13 protein-coding genes are annotated in these 15,451 nt (G+C 72.6%); 6 read left to right on the forward strand and 7 right to left on the reverse strand.

What is annotated here, in order from left to right:
* The first annotated feature begins 202 nt into the window (after window positions 1-202).
* Entirely contained in the window at window positions 203-1,219 is a 1,017-nt protein-coding gene (locus LL946_RS01775) for a DUF808 domain-containing protein (protein WP_404384171.1), read from the forward strand.
* A gap of 5 nt (window positions 1,220-1,224) precedes the next feature.
* On the forward strand, window positions 1,225-1,773 hold the full coding sequence (locus LL946_RS01780; protein WP_404384173.1) for a YbaK/EbsC family protein: 549 nt from the start codon (window positions 1,225-1,227) through the stop codon (window positions 1,771-1,773).
* Window positions 1,774-1,980: 207 nt separating this feature from the next.
* On the opposite strand, the gene LL946_RS01785 is transcribed toward LL946_RS01780, so the two are convergent.
* Genes LL946_RS01785 through LL946_RS01795 form a run of 3 tightly spaced genes read right to left on the reverse strand, consistent with a single transcriptional unit; the run spans window position 1,981 to window position 4,812 of the window.
* Window positions 1,981-3,162 (reverse strand): SIS domain-containing protein, encoded by a 1,182-nt coding sequence (locus tag LL946_RS01785; RefSeq protein ID WP_404384175.1) that lies wholly within the window; start codon window positions 3,160-3,162, stop codon window positions 1,981-1,983.
* A 29-nt stretch (window positions 3,163-3,191) separates the two neighbouring features.
* Complete coding sequence (locus tag LL946_RS01790; RefSeq protein ID WP_404384177.1) at window positions 3,192-3,377, reverse strand: Trm112 family protein; 186 nt, start codon at window positions 3,375-3,377, stop codon at window positions 3,192-3,194.
* A gap of 1 nt (window position 3,378) precedes the next feature.
* Complete coding sequence (locus LL946_RS01795) at window positions 3,379-4,812, reverse strand: phosphomannomutase/phosphoglucomutase (RefSeq protein WP_404384179.1); 1,434 nt, start codon at window positions 4,810-4,812, stop codon at window positions 3,379-3,381.
* 65 nt (window positions 4,813-4,877) lie between these two features.
* On the opposite strand from LL946_RS01795, the gene LL946_RS01800 reads away from it, so the two are divergent.
* Window positions 4,878-7,250 (forward strand): ATP-binding cassette domain-containing protein, encoded by a 2,373-nt coding sequence (locus LL946_RS01800; RefSeq protein ID WP_404384181.1) that lies wholly within the window; start codon window positions 4,878-4,880, stop codon window positions 7,248-7,250.
* 42 nt (window positions 7,251-7,292) lie between these two features.
* Here the strand turns inward: LL946_RS01800 and LL946_RS01805 are convergent, their stop codons facing one another.
* A complete protein-coding gene (locus LL946_RS01805; protein WP_404384183.1) occupies window positions 7,293-7,616 on the reverse strand; it encodes a DUF3499 domain-containing protein in 324 nt (107 codons plus the stop codon).
* Window positions 7,617-7,724: 108 nt separating this feature from the next.
* Here LL946_RS01805 and LL946_RS01810 point away from each other — a divergent pair, with 108 nt between their 5' ends.
* The gene (locus LL946_RS01810) at window positions 7,725-8,150 is read left to right on the forward strand and encodes a metallopeptidase family protein (protein ID WP_404384185.1); all 426 of its coding nucleotides are present in this window, start codon (window positions 7,725-7,727) and stop codon (window positions 8,148-8,150) included.
* A gap of 23 nt (window positions 8,151-8,173) precedes the next feature.
* Here the strand turns inward: LL946_RS01810 and LL946_RS01815 are convergent, their stop codons facing one another.
* The 3 genes from LL946_RS01815 to LL946_RS01825 are packed head-to-tail and all read right to left on the reverse strand — an operon-like array spanning window position 8,174 to window position 12,952.
* Window positions 8,174-9,628, reverse strand: coding sequence for a DUF5719 family protein (locus LL946_RS01815; protein ID WP_404384187.1), 1,455 nt, complete (start codon window positions 9,626-9,628; stop codon window positions 8,174-8,176).
* Window positions 9,625-12,669, reverse strand: coding sequence for a glycosyltransferase (locus tag LL946_RS01820; RefSeq protein ID WP_404384189.1), 3,045 nt, complete (start codon window positions 12,667-12,669; stop codon window positions 9,625-9,627). The genes LL946_RS01815 and LL946_RS01820 overlap by 4 nt, the downstream gene beginning before the upstream one ends.
* A gap of 19 nt (window positions 12,670-12,688) precedes the next feature.
* Window positions 12,689-12,952, reverse strand: coding sequence for a WhiB family transcriptional regulator (locus LL946_RS01825; protein ID WP_147061817.1), 264 nt, complete (start codon window positions 12,950-12,952; stop codon window positions 12,689-12,691).
* A gap of 196 nt (window positions 12,953-13,148) precedes the next feature.
* Here LL946_RS01825 and cofD point away from each other — a divergent pair, with 196 nt between their 5' ends.
* Together cofD and LL946_RS01835 are read left to right on the forward strand one after the other, a co-directional pair.
* A complete protein-coding gene (gene cofD, locus LL946_RS01830; RefSeq protein WP_404384191.1) occupies window positions 13,149-14,117 on the forward strand; it encodes a 2-phospho-L-lactate transferase in 969 nt (322 codons plus the stop codon).
* Between the two features lie 18 nt (window positions 14,118-14,135).
* Window positions 14,136-15,347 (forward strand): coenzyme F420-0:L-glutamate ligase, encoded by a 1,212-nt coding sequence (locus tag LL946_RS01835; protein ID WP_404384193.1) that lies wholly within the window; start codon window positions 14,136-14,138, stop codon window positions 15,345-15,347.
* Window positions 15,348-15,451 lie beyond the last annotated feature (104 nt).

Consider the following 15,451-nt stretch of genomic DNA (forward strand, 5'->3'; position numbering starts at 1 on the left):
GGCTACCGTGGATGGGGTTCGCAGCGCACGACGCAGGACCGAGGCGGGCCCATCCACCGGGCTCCCGCCCCCACGAACAGCCGGCCGCACGGCCCGACCAGATCGGGCCGTGCGGTTCGTCGTCTCCGCGGCGGTCTGCCCCATCAGCCCGTCTGTAGTCTGAGCGCGTGCTCGACTCCCCCACCGACCCGAAGGCGACCTGATGGCTGGCGGACTCTTCGCCCTGCTCGACGACATCGCGGTGCTGGCCAAGGCCGCAGCCGCCTCGATCGACGACGTCGCCGCCGCTGCCGGCCGCGCGAGCGTCAAGGCGAGCGGGGTCATCGTCGACGACACGGCGGTGACGCCGCAGTACGTCCACGGCATCGACCCCAAGCGCGAGCTCCCGATCATCAAGAAGATCGCCATCGGCTCGCTGCGCAACAAGCTCCTCTTCATCCTCCCGGCCGCCCTGCTGCTCAGCCAGTTCCTGCCGGCGGCGCTCACACCGCTGCTCATGGTCGGCGGCACCTACCTCTGCTTCGAGGGCGTCGAGAAGATCTGGGAGCGGGTCAGCGGGCATTCCGAGGACGCCGCCGACAAGGCGCACGAGGCGGGCGAGGTCGCCGACGAGGACACCATCACGAGCGGGGCGATCCGCACCGACTTCATCCTGTCGGCCGAGATCATGGTGATCTCGCTCAACGAGGTCAAGGACGAGCCGTTCCTCCTGCGGGCCGCGATCCTCGCCGTCGTCGCCGTCGCGATCACCGCGCTCGTCTACGGCGTCGTCGCGCTCATCGTCAAGATGGACGACGTCGGCCTCCACCTCGCCGGCAAGTCCGGCAGCCAGGCCAGCATCGGCCGCGGCCTCGTCGCCGCCATGCCCAAGCTGCTCACCACCCTGTCGGTCGTCGGCATCGCCGCGATGATCTGGGTCGGTGGCCACATCATCCTCGTCGGGCTCGACGAGCTCAGCGAGTACTGGTCTCCGCTGCACTACCCGTACCAGTGGGTCCACGGCGTCGAGGAGTGGGTGCACGAGGCCACCGGCGCGCTCGGCGGCGTCCTCGGCTGGGTCACCAACACCATCGGCTCGGCCATCCTCGGCCTCATCGTCGGCGCGATCGTCGTCGCGATCATGCACGTCATCCCGCGCAAGGGCGGCCACGGAGAGCACGAGGAGGGTGCCGCGCACCCCGCGAGCGACGCGGACGTCCCCGAGAAGGACGCCCACTGATCCGTATGCCGTCCGCCCGAGGAACGCTTGCCTGGTCACCTGCCGTGGGGTCTCCCGACCTCGTCGCGCCACCCGTTGCCGCCGCGCTCACCGACGCTGCCGTGACAGCGGGCGTCGCGACAGCGGAGGTGGCGACCATCGACCCGACGCACGCGGACACCGAGGCGTTCTGCACGGCATACGACGTCGCGCCGGAGGCGAGCGCCAACTGCGTCGTCGTCGCCGGGAAGCGGGCGGGTGAGACGACCTACGCGGCCGTCATGGTGCTCGCGACCGACCGCGCCGACATCAACGGTGTCGTGCGTCGCCATCTCGGCGTCCGCAAGATCTCGTTCGCCCCGCACGACGACGCGGTGGCGCTGACCGACATGGAGTTCGGCGGTATCACGCCGATCGGGCTGCCCGCCGACTGGCCGGTCCTCGTCGACGCCGCGGTCGTCGCCGCCGGAGAGGTCGTCATCGGCAGCGGGCTGCGCTCGAGCAAGATGCTGCTTCACGGTGCGGCGCTGGCCGAACTGCCCACCGCCGAGGTCCTCGACCTCGCCCAGCACTGAGCCGCCCGGGCGTGACAAGGGAGGGGGCTTCGTGACCGCCTCCATACGGCGAGCTGGTGTCCTGACGTCCGTCGATCGGCGCACCGGTGGGACCACGGTCGGACTGTTGGTCCATGCGACCGTGTTGCATGAGGCAACGCTGTTGCATCGCACAACGGTCCGCTCAGGCACACTCACAGAGACGGCAATGAGCTGCCGGACGATGGCTCAGGACGTGCGGTCGCGCAGCTCGGTGACGTGGCGTGACACGGCCGGGTCGAGCCCGAGCCCGAGCGCGAGGTAGGTCGCGACGTAGTCGGTGAGCGAGAGCACCGAGGCCAGCCGCTCGATCGGGTGACCGGCGAGGGCCTCGACCTCCCACACCTTGACCCCGGCGTCCCGGGCCGAGTCGGCCACGGCGTCGGCGAGGTCGCGCGGTGGCACCGTCGACGGCGGCAGGGGCGACGGGGGTGTCGCGTCCGGGTGGTCGCGCAGGAGCATCAGCCCGAGCTGCGGAGCCGGAGGGCCGTCGAGGAAGGGGTCCGCGAAGATGTCGCCTCCGTTGGCCCGCCCGTGCTCCCCCGACCCGCTGAACGGGCCGTCGAAGCAGGCGACCACCTGCGCGGCCGCATCGGGCAGTGCGCCGTGCGTGGCCGGCATACGGGCGGTGCGGGCGAGCATCGCGGCAGCTCGTCCGGCAGCCACGCCCATGAGCGCCCCGTCACCGAGGACGACGGGCACGGTCTCGGCCAGCCCCACGGCGAGGACCTTGGCGGGGTTGACGAAGGACTCCGACGACGGCCGGCACTCCTCGGCGCGGGTGTCGAGGACGTCGGCCACCCGCTCGAGCACGGACTCGGGGCACCCGACGAGACCCAGCCGGTCGGCGGCGAGCAGCACCGGGGTGAGCATCGACCACAGCGCGGCGCGGGAGGTGGGCACGTCGGTCGCGATGTCGACGTGGACACCACGGCCCTGGGCGCAGACGTCGGCGAGCGGGGAGCCCGGCGCCCCGACGGTGAGCAGGGAGGCTCCGCGGCGGGCCGCCTCGGCCGCGAGGGCGAGAGGCCCGACGGCACGCCCCGACTGGGACACGGCGATGACGAGGTCGAGCGGGCCGATCCACCCCGGAAGCGGCGCCTCGCGACGAGTCGTCAGCGGGACCGGCGAGCCCGGCTCGGCCAGGACGTCGAGGACGTCGCAGACGACGGCGGAGCCACCGAGCGAGGCGACGAGCACCGACCGCGGCCGGTCACCGCCGGCCACCCGGTCGATTCCGGCCTCACGGGCGGCGACGATGGCGCGGCGCACCTGGGCGCCGGACGTGGCGAGTGCACGGAGCGACCCGCGGCTGTCGAGACGCTCGAGCGACTCAGCCGAGTCGAGGAAGTCCTCGTCCAGGTGCGGCATGTCGATGCAGCTCCGCCCGGGCAGGCCGGTCAGACCGGCTTGCGGCCCTCGTCGACGAGCAGCACGGGGACGCCGTCGTCGATGCGGTAGACGAGGCCGCACTCGGTCGACGTGCAGGCGAGCTCGGGGCCGTCGGCGCCGGTCTCGTCACGCAGCTCGGCGCGGCAGTTGGGGCAGCGCAGGATCTCGCGCAGCCAGGGCTCCATCATCGCCATCTCAGTTTCCTCTCACGATGCTCAGGACATCGTCGCGTATCGCGGCCATCGTGTCCGCATCGGCTGCCTCGACGTTGAGCCGCAGCAGGGGTTCGGTGTTGGAGGCGCGCAGGTTGAGCCACCACATCGGGTCACCCTCGCCACCGCCGTGGGTGATCGTGAGGCCGTCGAGCTCGTCGACGGTCGTGTCCTTGTCCAGCGCCCACTCGCGGACCTCCGCGGCCTTGGCTGCCTGGTCGTCGACGGTCGAGTTGATCTCGCCCGAGGCGGCGTATGCCGTGTAGTCGGCCATGAGCGCGCTCAGGGGTGCGTCCTGCTCACCGAGGGCGGCGAGGACGTGCATCGCGGCGAGCATGCCGGTGTCGGCGAACCAGAAGTCGCGGAAGTAGTAGTGCGCGCTGTGCTCACCGCCGAAGACGGCGTCGGCCCTGGCCATCTCGCCCTTGATGAACGAGTGCCCGACGCGGGTCCGCACGGCCCTGGCGCCGAGGGAGGCGATGACCTCGGGGACCTGGGCGGAGGTGATGACGTTGTGCACGATGGCGACGTCCTGCGCCGGGGTGCCGGCGGCGACCTCGCGGGCGACCTCACGGGTGGCGATGAGCGCCGTGATCGCGCTGGGGCTCACCGGCTCGCCGCGCTCGTCGACGACGAAGCACCGGTCGGCGTCGCCGTCGAAGGCGAGCCCGAGGTCGGCGCCGTGCTCGACGACGGCGGCCTGGAGGTCGCGCAGGTTCTCGGGCTCGAGCGGGTTGGCCTCGTGGTTGGGGAACGTGCCGTCGAGCTCGAAGTAGAGCGGTACCACGGTGAGCGGCAGCTCGGGCAGGCCGGCCGCCGTCTCGAGCACGGCGGGGACGGTGTGACCGCCCATGCCGTTGCCGGCGTCGACCACGACCTTGAGCGGCCGGATGCCGGAGAGGTCGACGAGGCCGCGCAGGAAGCCCGAGTAGTCGGCGAGCAGGTCGCTCTCGGTGACCGTGCCCTCCTCCTCGTGTCGCGGCTTCGCGGTGCCGTCGAGGAGCTCCTGCGCGAGGTCGCGGACCTCGCCGAGGCCGGAGTCCTGACCCACCGGGCGCGCACCGGGCCGGCAGAGCTTGATGCCGTTGTATGCCGCGGGGTTGTGGCTCGCGGTGAACATCGCCCCCGCGAGACCGAGGTGGCCGCTGGCGAAGTAGAGACCGTCCGTGCTCGCCAGACCGATGTGGGTGACGTCGACGCCCCGGCTCGTGACCCCGGCGCCGAACGCACGGGAGAGCTCGGGCGAGGTGGCACGCATGTCGTGCCCGATGACGCAGCCGGAGCCGCCCTCACGCCGGACGACGACCTCCGCGAAGGCCGCTCCCAGGGCCCAGGCGACGTCGACGTCGAGCTGCTCGGGGACGAGACCTCGGACGTCGTAGGCCTTGACGAAGTCGGAGAGGTTGCGAGACGGCACGCAGTGACCCTACTAGGGGGTTGGATCCCGCTCCGGTGTCGCCCGCGCCCACTAGCGTGGCCCGAGTGACCTCATCGACGCATGCCGCTGACACCCACGACCTCATCCGCGTGCAGGGCGCCCGGGAGAACAACCTCAAGGACATCAGCGTCGAGCTGCCCAAGCGCCGCCTCACCGTCTTCACGGGCGTCTCCGGCTCGGGCAAGAGCTCACTCGTCTTCGGCACGATCGCCGCCGAGTCGCAGCGGATGATCAACGAGACCTACAGCGCCTTCGTCCAGGGCTTCATGCCGTCGCTGGCCCGGCCCGAGGTCGACCACCTCGACGGCCTGACGACGGCGATCATCGTCGACCAGGAGCGGATGGGCGCCAACCCGCGCTCGACGGTGGGCACGGCGACCGACGCCAACGCGATGCTGCGCATCCTCTACAGCCGCATCGGCGCGCCCTACGTCGGTCCGCCGACGGCATACAGCTTCAACGTGCCGACCCGGAAGGCGAGCGGGGTCATGACGACCGAGAAGGGCGGCCACACCGAGAAGCGGGTCGCCCAGCAGCAGGTCTACCTCGGGGGCATGTGCCCGCGGTGCGAGGGCATGGGTCACGTGAGTGACATCGACCGGACGGCTCTCTACGACGACTCCAAGTCGCTGAGCGAGGGCGCGCTCACCGTGCCCGGGTACTCGATGGATGGGTGGTACGGCCGGCTGTTCGAGGGCATGGGCCTGCCGATGGACAAGCCGATCTCGACGTTCACCGCGAAGCAGCTCGAGACGATGCTCTACGCGCCCCCGACCAAGATCAAGGTCGAGGGGATCAACCTCACCTTCGAGGGCATCATCCCCAGGATCCAGAAGTCCATGCTCTCCAAGGACACTGAGGCGATGCAGCCGCACGTGCGCCGCTTCGTCGAGCGGGCCGTGACGTTCCAGGAGTGCCCGGAGTGTGGGGGGACGCGCCTCACCGCCGAGGTGCTCACGTCCAAGATCGGCGCCAAGTCGATCGCCGACGTCTGCACGATGCAGATCAGCGACCTCGCCGACTGGGTCCGCGCGCTCGAGGAGCCGTCGGTCGCTCCCCTGCTCACGGGGCTGCAGCACCTGCTCGACTCGTTCACCGAGATCGGGCTCGGCTACCTGTCGCTCGACCGGCCCGCCGGCACGCTGTCCGGCGGCGAGGCCCAGCGCACGAAGATGATCCGCCACCTCGGGTCCTCTCTCACCGACGTCACCTACGTCTTCGACGAGCCGACCATCGGGCTGCACCCGCACGACATCGCCCGCATGAACGACCTCCTGCTGCGGCTGCGCGACAAGGGCAACACCGTCCTCGTCGTCGAGCACAAGCCCGAGACGATCTCGATCGCCGACCACGTCGTCGACCTCGGGCCCGGCGCCGGCTCCGGGGGCGGCGAGATCGTCTTCGAGGGCTCGGTCGAGCAGCTGCGCAAGGCAGGGACGCTCACCGGACGCCACCTCGACGACCGGGCCCGGCTCAAGGACGAGGTGCGCCGGGCGACCGGCACCATGGAGGTCCGCGGTGCCTCGACCCACAACCTGCGCGACGTCGACGTCGACATCCCGCTGGGCGTGCTCGTCGCCGTGACCGGTGTGGCGGGGTCCGGCAAGAGCTCGCTCATCCACGGCAGCGTCGACGGGCGCGACGGCGTGGTCGTCGTCGACCAGGCCGCGATCAAGGGGTCACGCCGCAGCAACCCGGCGACCTACACCGGGCTCCTCGAGCCGGTGCGCAAGGCGTTCGCCAAGGCCAACGGCGTCAAGCCCGCGCTCTTCAGCTCCAACTCCGAAGGCGCCTGCCAGACGTGCAACGGCGCCGGGGTGATCTTCACCGAGCTCGGCGTCATGGCGACCGTCGAGTCACCGTGCGAGGAGTGCGAGGGCCGGCGCTTCCAGGCGGCGGTGCTCGAGTACACCCTCGGCGGGCGCAACATCGCCGAGGTGCTGGCGATGTCGATGGACGAGGCGCTGGCGTTCTTCGCCGAGGGCGAGGCCCGGATCCCGGCCGCCCACACGATCCTCGAGCGGCTCGTCGACGTCGGGCTGGGCTACCTCACGCTCGGACAACCGCTCACGACGCTGTCCGGCGGCGAGCGCCAGCGGCTCAAGCTCGCGGTGCAGATGGCCGACAAGGGCGAGGTCTACGTCCTCGACGAGCCGACGACGGGGCTGCACCTCGCCGACGTCGAGAACCTCCTCGGCCTGCTCGACCGTCTCGTCGACGGCGGCAAGTCGGTCATCGTCATCGAGCACCACCAGGCCGTCATGGCCCACGCCGACTGGGTCATCGACCTCGGCCCGGGTGCCGGGCACGACGGCGGCACGGTCGTCTTCGAGGGAGCGCCCAAGGAGCTCGTGGCGCAGAAGGGCACGAAGCTCACCCTGACCGGCAAGCACCTCGCGGCCTATGTCGCCAGCTGAGCCGGCGGGGGGCGGGGCGACCGCTCACCGCGGCTCGGGCGGTCAACCCTCGTTGCTGCCGGGCAGGACCCGGAGGTGGCCGCGGCGCTGCTCGCCGGGCACCGGCATCGCACTGACGACGGCGCTCGCCACGGTCGGGTGCGCCACGGGGCGCTCACGCACGGCGTCGACCACGGCGAGGAGGTCGTCGACCTCGGGCGCGGGGGCGTAGCCGTCGGACTCCAGGCGCAGGAACTCCCACCCCTGCGGCACCGTGAGGCGGGTCGCGTGGTCGGAGCAGAGGTCGTAGGAGTGGGGCTCGGCATAGGTGGCGAGCGGCCCGAGGACGACGGCCCGGTCGGCGTACGCGTAGGTCAGGGTTGCCACCGCAAGCTGGGAGCAAGCGGTCTTGCTGCACTTCCTTGACGCGTTCACCCCATGGACTCTAGGTCACCGCTCCGACAGGGGTGAGGTGGCGCGCCGTAGTCTCGTCCCGTGGCTCCCGTCGACCCCCGATCCCCCGCTTCCGCGCGTCGTCGTGACCGCCGCGGACGCGGCCCCCGAGGCCCTCTGGCGTGGCCGGCCGTGCCGGCGATGCGCTCGCGCCGCGAGACGTTCGACGACGTCGTCATCGACGTGGCGGAGCGAGCCCGTGAGTACCTCGGGAACCGGTATGCCGCAGTGGAGTTCGCGGTCGAGGAGGTCCCGCCGACCGATCCCGCGCCGTGGGAGGAGCAGGCCGCCCCGGTCGGACGGCTCGTCCCCGTGGGCGGTGCCGTGGGGCACCGGATCGTCGTCTATCGCCGCCCGGTGGAGGCCCGCGCGAGGGACGCCGGCGAGGTCTCCGTCATCGTGCGTGAGGTCGTCGCCGAGCAGGTGGCGGCCCTGCTAGGCGTGCCCACCTCCGAGATCGACCTCTGACCGGAAAGAACCGGCGCAGCGCGTCAGGGCGCTGGGTGCGCCCGACTCACCGCTGAGGTCACGGCGCTGTCGGCCAGCGGGACGACGGAGACCAGGCGTGAGCCTGCCCCGCCGCCCATCGTGGCGACCCCGGCGCGGACCTCTCCGCGGCCGGAGACGCGCCGCACCCACACCGCCGTGGCCTCGCCCAGGTCGACGGTCGCCGAGGTGTCCTGCGACAGCGTGACCGCCTTGGTGGTCCACCTGCTCTTGGCTCCCCACGTCACGGACACGGTGGCCGGTCCTCGCACGCTGGAGACGACGAGCGACCGCCCGGCCCGCACCCCCTCGGGGAAGGCGGCACCGAGCAGGCCACTGGCCGCTGGAGCCGACGCGGACCACGCAAAGTCGCCGGCCTTGCCGTCGTAGCGCCAGGCGGAGAACATCGAGGCCACGACAGGGACGTCGGCGGTGATGCGCAGGGCGTAGCGACCCGGCGGGAGCCCCTTGACGGCCAGCTCGCCGGTCGACCGGGCCGGCACCCGCAGCACGCCGCCCGGGAGCGGCGAGACGCCCTCGGGCCCGACGACCTGTGCGCTCACGACGGCCTGCTTGTCACCCGGGACCGCGACCCGCAGCGAGCCGGACGTGCCGGTGACGTAGGCGGGGATGACCTGGGTCGTCGACGGCTCGGCCGTGGGACCCGTCGTCTCGGCGCCGGCGGGCACCGAGCCGTCGAGCCACATGTCGCTCATCACGGCATGGACGGCGCCGCCGTTGACGCGCACGCGCAGGGCCGGCGACTCCTCAGCCCCGCTGATCGCGTCGACGAGCAGGGCGACCCGTCCACGAGCCGGCACCACGGTCGCTCCCGTGGGTGACGGAACCGGTCCGCGGCGCCCCAGGACCTGCAGGTCGACCGTCACCTCGTTGGCGCCGGGGTTGGTGAGGACGAGACGCTCCTGGCGGCCGGGGTCTCCCCCACCAGCGAGCAGCCACAGGTCCGAACCGGGCCTGGCGCACGAGACCGTCGACAGCCCGCGGATCTCGTCGCGGTCGACCGACCACTCCTGCCCGGCTGCCAGACCCGGAGCCATGCGCCCGGTGGCCAGGATCTCGGTGCTCTCACCGGACCTCGCGCTCTCGGTGGTCGTGACCTCACGCGCGTCGACGGGCGACGACTCGGCGTCACCCGAGCGCAGGACGAGCCGGCCCGGTGCACCCAGGTCGAGGGCGCCCAGGACCTCGTCAGGCGCGGTGGCCGCAGCGATCCGAGCCTCGACGTCGATGTCGTCGACGGAGTCGACCCCGCTGAGCTCCGGTCCGGGACACGACACCGAGGCCGAGGTGACCGCCGCCAAGGACGAGCGTTCACCGGCGCGCTGGTCGGTCGACTCCTGGGGCGCGGCGGGCGAAAGGGTCGCCCACGCCACGAGACCGGTAGCGGCCAGAGCGGTGGCCGCCAGCCGGACGGGCCCGACCCACGTCGCGCGGTTCATCGCCGCCTCCTCGAGGCGCGGTTGCCGATGGGGACGGAGAGGAAGGCCACGACGGCGATCGCCAGCCCCTGGAGCAGCCGCCACCACGCGTTCTCGGTCAGCACCTCGACGGTGAGCTCGTGGGTGCCTGCCGGGACGGCGTAGGTCGGGCGCGCGGCACCCGGGGCCGCGGTGAGCTCTCGTCCGTCGATCTCGACGGTGGCGTGGTCGGCCCAAGCCGGAGGCTCCGCCACGACGAGCGCGGACCCGTCACGAGCCGTCACCGTGGTCTCGGTGGCGCCGTGCTCGCCGGTCGTCGCGACGAAGGCGGGGTTGCCGCGCTCGACCAGGGAGAGTCGGGTGGGCGCGACCGCCCGGTCAGCGGATTGACCGAGAGCCGCGATGCGCCAGAGGTTGTAGCCACCGCGGCTGGCCAACCGGGACAGACCCTGGGCGGAGTCGAGGCGACGGGCCACGTCGTCGCCGGCCGACTCCGCGACGGCCACGAACCCGATGGCGTTCTGGGCGAGGCGGGGGCCCGCGTCGACCCTGCTCCCGTCGAGCAGGCGGCTCACCTCGGGGGCCAGCAGCGCGTCGTTGGCGGGGTCGCGCGGCAGGTCGCGCGCGAGGACTCCGCTCTCGCGACCGACGATCCGGTATGCCGCTCCGCTGGGTCCCGGGTCGACGAAGAGCGTGCGGTTGGCCAGGTCGTTGCCGGCCTGCTCGATCGCGACGGCCGGCCGGGGGTCGGACCACGTGCGCAGGACGCTGCCGAAGCCGAACCAGCCCAGCGCCGCCGCGGCCACGACGCTTCCGAGTGCCAGGCCCAGCACCGCACTGCTGCGGGCTCGGCCGCGCAGGGCCTCGATGCCGAGGAGGGCCGAGGCGAGGAGGGCGAGGGTGAGGGGCAGGAGGAAGGTGCCGACCCATGGCGTGACGACGCCCTCGACAACCGTCGCGCCGGACCCGAGGTCGAGTCGGGGTGCGGCGAGGACGCCCGCCAGGGAGACCAGACCGAGCAGGGCCGCGCCGGTCGAGACCGAACGGAGGCGGCGGGGTGCGGCGAGCCCGGCCAGGCCGGCGACCACGACGAGCGCGCCGACCCACCACGGCATACTGCCCGCTCCGCCGGGACTGAGCAGCGCGAGAGTGAGCGGCTCGGTCGAGGTGGCTCCCCAGTGGCTGAGCCCGGGCCCCGTAGCGGCGAGTGCCCAGTCGTCGACGGCGGCGGCGAGCCAGGGGCCGAGGAGGAGCGGGGCCAGCACGGCAGGGACGAGGGCACGCGCCCGCGCACCGTTGTCGCCGACGACGGCCAGTACGAGGCAGGTGAGCACGATGAGGGCGAGCAGCGGCGGCGCGAAGGCGCCCAGGACCGCAGCGCCGAGCGTCGTCGCGAACGCGCCGGTCGCGGTGCCCGTCGGACGGGCGAGCATGACGACTCCGGCGAGGACCGCCGGCAGCAGGACGAGGGCGACGAGGGCGCCCAGTCGTCCCTGCGCGACGGACGCGCCGGCTGCGCCGGTGGTCGCCCACAACAGGGCTGCGGCGCCCCGGACCGGGCGCGACCGCGACGAGGTGATGACGCGCGAGGAGATGTAGGCCGACAGGGCCGCGAGCGGCAGGGCGAGGACGAGCAGGGCGCCGACGACGGCGCCGGCCGAGGAGGTGAGGCCGCCGGCCCCCGGGAGCTGCTCGAGCACCCAGGTCGGGATCGCGAGCACGGCGAGGGACGGGCTGGCGGGCCCGTCGGCGCCGAGGCCGGAGCCGTGCCAGCCGTCGAAGGCGGCGTGCCAGAGCGTGCTCGCCGTGGCACGCGAGGTGACGAGCTCGCCACCGGTCACGCCCGAGCCGAACCGGCTGACAAGGCCACCGCCGATGTCACGACCTGCGGCGACGACGACCGCGAGGGTGGCGAGCACGGCGAGCAGGGCGGGGTGCACGAGCACCCGCCCCAGCCCCGAGGACCCCTCGGGGTCGCGGACGCCCTCGTCGGGGAGCCGCGACGGGGCGATGACGGCCTCGTAGGCCCGGTCGAGCGAGCGCCGCACGATCGTCGACGCGGGGACGAACAGCGTGCCGATGTCGCGGTGGTGCACCTCGCGACCCCCGCGGGTGCGGAGGCGGGCAGCCACGACGCGCACGAGGTCGAGGGCCGCTGCGTCCGAGAACGCCGCGGCGGCGGCACGTGGTCGCTTGAGCAGGAGCAGGCCGATGCCTGCGGCCACCGAGCTGAGCAGGACCCAGAGCGCGAGGAACGGCACCTGCCACCACGGCGCGCGGGCCATGGCGACCCGCCGGGCAGCACGCCGTCGGGTGCCGCTGGTGGCGGTGGCGAGACCCAGGGCCGCCACCGAGCGCACCCGCGCATCGGGAGCGACGACGACCCTGTGGCCGGCGAGCTGGGCCCGCCAGCCGAGGTCGAGGTCCCCGCCGAGGTCGCCGAAGGAACGCTCCCACCCCTTGAGGGAGCGCAGGGCGCCTGCCGTGGCGAGCATGCCGGCGAGCGGCACGGCGATGACGTCGCGGCGCAGGTCGTACTGGCCCTGGTCGGGCTCACCGAGCGGCGGGTCCTCGACGATTCGGCCGGAGCGCGTCGTCGTGATGCCGACCGAGCGCAGCGCGCCGGGCGCGGACGCGTCGACGTGCTTGGGCCCGACGAACCCGACCGACGGGCTGCGCCGGTGGGCGGCGAGGAGCCGCGCCAGTGCACCGGACTCGGGCACGCAGCCGACGGGCAGCAGCCAGAGGAGGTCGTCATCGGCGAGGTCGGAGGAGGTGACCCACCGGGAGACCGCAACGCGATCCGGCATACGGGAGTCGAGGCGGACGTGCTCGACCGAGAAGGTGCGGGAGGTCGCGGCGGCGAGCACGTCGGCGATGGCCTCGTCGGAGGAGGTGTCGAGGACGACGACGTGGTCGAGGCGGGAGGACGACGCGGCGAGCGCGTCGAGGAGGGCGCGAAGTCCCGGTTGCGCTCCGGAGGTGAGGACGACGGCCCGGACCACCTGCCTCGCGGCGGAGGCGGGCGCAGGGGGCAGCACGGTGGCGGTCGTCAGCGTCATGGGGCGGGCGCGGGCCCGGTCAGACCGCGCGCTTCTTGAGCTTGCGACGCTCCCGCTCGGACAGCCCACCCCAGATACCGAAACGCTCGTCGTTGGCCAGTGCGTACTCGAGGCACTCGGACCGGACGTCGCACCCGACGCAGACCTTCTTGGCCTCGCGGGTGGATCCGCCCTTCTCCGGGAAGAACGCCTCCGGGTCCGTCTGTGCGCACAGACTGCGCTCCTGCCAGGAGAGAACCGTCTCCTCCTCGACCATGGCGTCGATCAACGTCAACTCGTGCATCGCTGCCTCCTCGACCCTCTGCGACCAACATGCCCCCGGCCTTCTCCCTGAGAGAGAGAACGTATTCGCTGGGACACAATGGTGAAATTACACGCGTGTCATCCCCATCCGTCAAGCCGAGTTCTGATATCTAGGGCAGGTTTTTCGGCAGGACCGGCGTGTCGGGCGAAATCGCCGGTGGTCCAGACTGGCCCCCATGCGTATCACGGCCCTTGCGGGCGGCGTCGGCGGAGCCCGTTTCCTCAGGGGCCTGAAAGCCCATCTCGACGTCGTGGCACCGGAATCCGAGCTGACGATCATCGCCAACACCGGCGACGACATCAGCCTCTTCGGGCTCCGGGTGTGCCCGGACATCGACACGTTGCTCTACACCCTCGGCGGGGGGATCAACGAGGAGCAGGGATGGGGCCGCGCGGACGAGTCGACGCGGGTCCAGGGTGAGCTCGCGGCCTACGGCGCCGTGCCGCAGTGGTTCACCCTGGGCGACCTCGACCTCGGGACGCACATCGTCCGTTCGCAGTGGCTGGCCCAGGGGCAGACGGCGTCGGAGGTCACCTCGCGGCTCGCGGCTCGCTGGGGGCTCCCCGACCGCGGCATCCATCTGGTGCCGATGACTGACACGCCGGTCGAGACGCACGTCGTCCTCGACTCGGACGAGGGGCAGCGCGCCGTGCACTTCCAGGAGTGGTGGGTGCGCCTGCGGGCCGAGGTGCCGGCGTCGCGGTTCGTCGTCGCCGGGCTGGACCGCGCGACGGCCGCGCCGGGTGTCCTCGAGGCACTGCGCTCGGCCGACGTCATCGTCCTGCCGCCGTCGAACCCGGTCGTCTCCATCGGGATCATCCTCGGGGTGCCGGGTGTGCGCGACGCGCTGCGCGGATCGCAGGCGCCCGTGGTCGGCGTCTCCCCGCTCATCTCGGGACGGCCGGTACGCGGCCACGCCGATGCCTGCCTGTCGGCGATCGGCGTCGAGTGCACCGCTGCCGGTGTCGCCAGCCTCTATGCGGACTTCCTCGACGGGTGGCTCGTCGACCCGGCCGACGCGGGGGTGCGGGTGCGCGGGGTCGAGACCGCGGTCCACCCGGAAGCCCTGCTCATGACCGATGTGGATGCGGCGTCGCGGATGGCCGAGAGTTTGTTGGCGCTCGCCGAGCGGGTGCGCCGGTGAGTGCGCTGTGAGGCCTTGGTGACGCCGCTGTCCGTGGTGCCGGTGCTCGGACTGCCGGAGGTGGTTGCTGGGAACGACGTGGCCGCGTTGCTCGTCTCGGCGTTGGGAGCGGAGGGTCTTCGGCCCGGTGACGTCGTCGTCGTGTCGAGCAAGGTCATCTCGAAAGCGTTGGGGCTCAGGGCTGCTGGCTCCGAGAAGTCCGAGCTGGTGCTTGGTGAGTCCGTGAGGGTCGTGGCCGAACGCAGGTCGGGTGACGGCGTCACTCGCGTCGTCGAGGCCGTGGCCGGACCGGTCATGGCGGCAGCAGGGATCGACGCGTCCAACACGGGCCCGGCCGCGGACCTCCTGCTGTTGCCGCACGACCCCGACGCGTGTGCGCGCGACCTGCGCTCGGCACTCCTGTCCCGAGCCGGTATGCCGTCCGGCTCCCCCTTCGCGGTTGTCCTCAGCGACACCGCCGGTCGGCCGTGGCGGGCCGGCCTCACCGACTTCGCCTTGGGTTCGGCAGGGCTTCGCGTGCTGCTCGACCACCGGGGCGAGGCCGACGTCGACGGGCGGGTGATGTCGGTGACGGCGAGGGCGGTGGCGGACGAGCTCGCCGCGGCTGCTGACCTCGTCAAGGGCAAGGCCGACGGGGTGGCGGCGGCTGTGGTTCGCGGTCTGCCGGAGGCGTGGTTCGTTGGTGGGAGTGACGAGTTCGATTCTGGCGCAGCGGGACTCGTGCGCACGGGGCCCGGCGACTGGTTCGCGATGGGGCACGTGGAGGCAGTGCGCGCGGCACTCGGGGTGAACCCGGGATCGCCGGAGTCGGAGCTGGTGGGGATCCGGGCGGTCGGGGCCGAGCCGTTCGCGGATCGTGTCTCACGTGTCGTCGCGCTCACCCTGTTCCAGGACGAGGAGGCGAGCATCGACGTCGAGGTCAGATCGATTGCGGCTACGCCCACCGGTGGCGATGCGGCAGGTGGGGACGCGGCTCGCGACAGCGGCTCTCCCGTGTCCGCCATCGGCACCGGTGCGACCGGCAACGTCTCCCCCGGCTCCCCCGAGGCCGCCGTTACCCCCGGCTCCCCGGAAGCCGTTGTCACCCTCGGTGCGGCCGACGACTTCGCACTCGGCCAGCTCACCCAGCGCCTCGTCGTCGCGGCCGCGAGTGAAGACCTCCGGGCTGAGGTGCTGGGCACACCCTCAGGTGAGCACACCGTGACGGCACGCTTGTCCCCCGGGCGCTGATCCGTCGGGCGCATCCGCCGCCCCACCCCGGAGCGAGCCTTTGGTCAGCGCTCCGGACGCCTCCTGGGCCGAAATGCGTGGCGGGGGCGGCAGCCGTTTGCGAC

The sequence above is a fragment of the Knoellia locipacati genome (assembly GCF_044791685.1).
GTDB classification, from domain to species: Bacteria; Actinomycetota; Actinomycetes; order Actinomycetales; family Dermatophilaceae; genus Knoellia; species Knoellia locipacati_A.

What these genes read in the sequence shown, in the direction of transcription:
- cofD (WP_404384191.1), top strand. Translation starts at nt 13,149, where the DNA reads ATGCGTATCACGGCCCTTGCGGGCGGCGTCGGCGGAGCCCGTTTCCTC.
- LL946_RS01785 (WP_404384175.1), bottom strand. Translation starts at nt 3,162, where the DNA reads ATGCCGCACCTGGACGAGGACTTCCTCGACTCGGCTGAGTCGCTCGAG.
- LL946_RS01825 (WP_147061817.1), bottom strand. Translation starts at nt 12,952, where the DNA reads ATGCACGAGTTGACGTTGATCGACGCCATGGTCGAGGAGGAGACGGTT.
- LL946_RS01820 (WP_404384189.1), bottom strand. Translation starts at nt 12,669, where the DNA reads ATGACGCTGACGACCGCCACCGTGCTGCCCCCTGCGCCCGCCTCCGCC.
- LL946_RS01775 (WP_404384171.1), top strand. Translation starts at nt 203, where the DNA reads ATGGCTGGCGGACTCTTCGCCCTGCTCGACGACATCGCGGTGCTGGCC.
- LL946_RS01780 (WP_404384173.1), top strand. Translation starts at nt 1,225, where the DNA reads ATGCCGTCCGCCCGAGGAACGCTTGCCTGGTCACCTGCCGTGGGGTCT.
- LL946_RS01790 (WP_404384177.1), bottom strand. Translation starts at nt 3,377, where the DNA reads ATGGCGATGATGGAGCCCTGGCTGCGCGAGATCCTGCGCTGCCCCAAC.
- LL946_RS01815 (WP_404384187.1), bottom strand. Translation starts at nt 9,628, where the DNA reads ATGAACCGCGCGACGTGGGTCGGGCCCGTCCGGCTGGCGGCCACCGCT.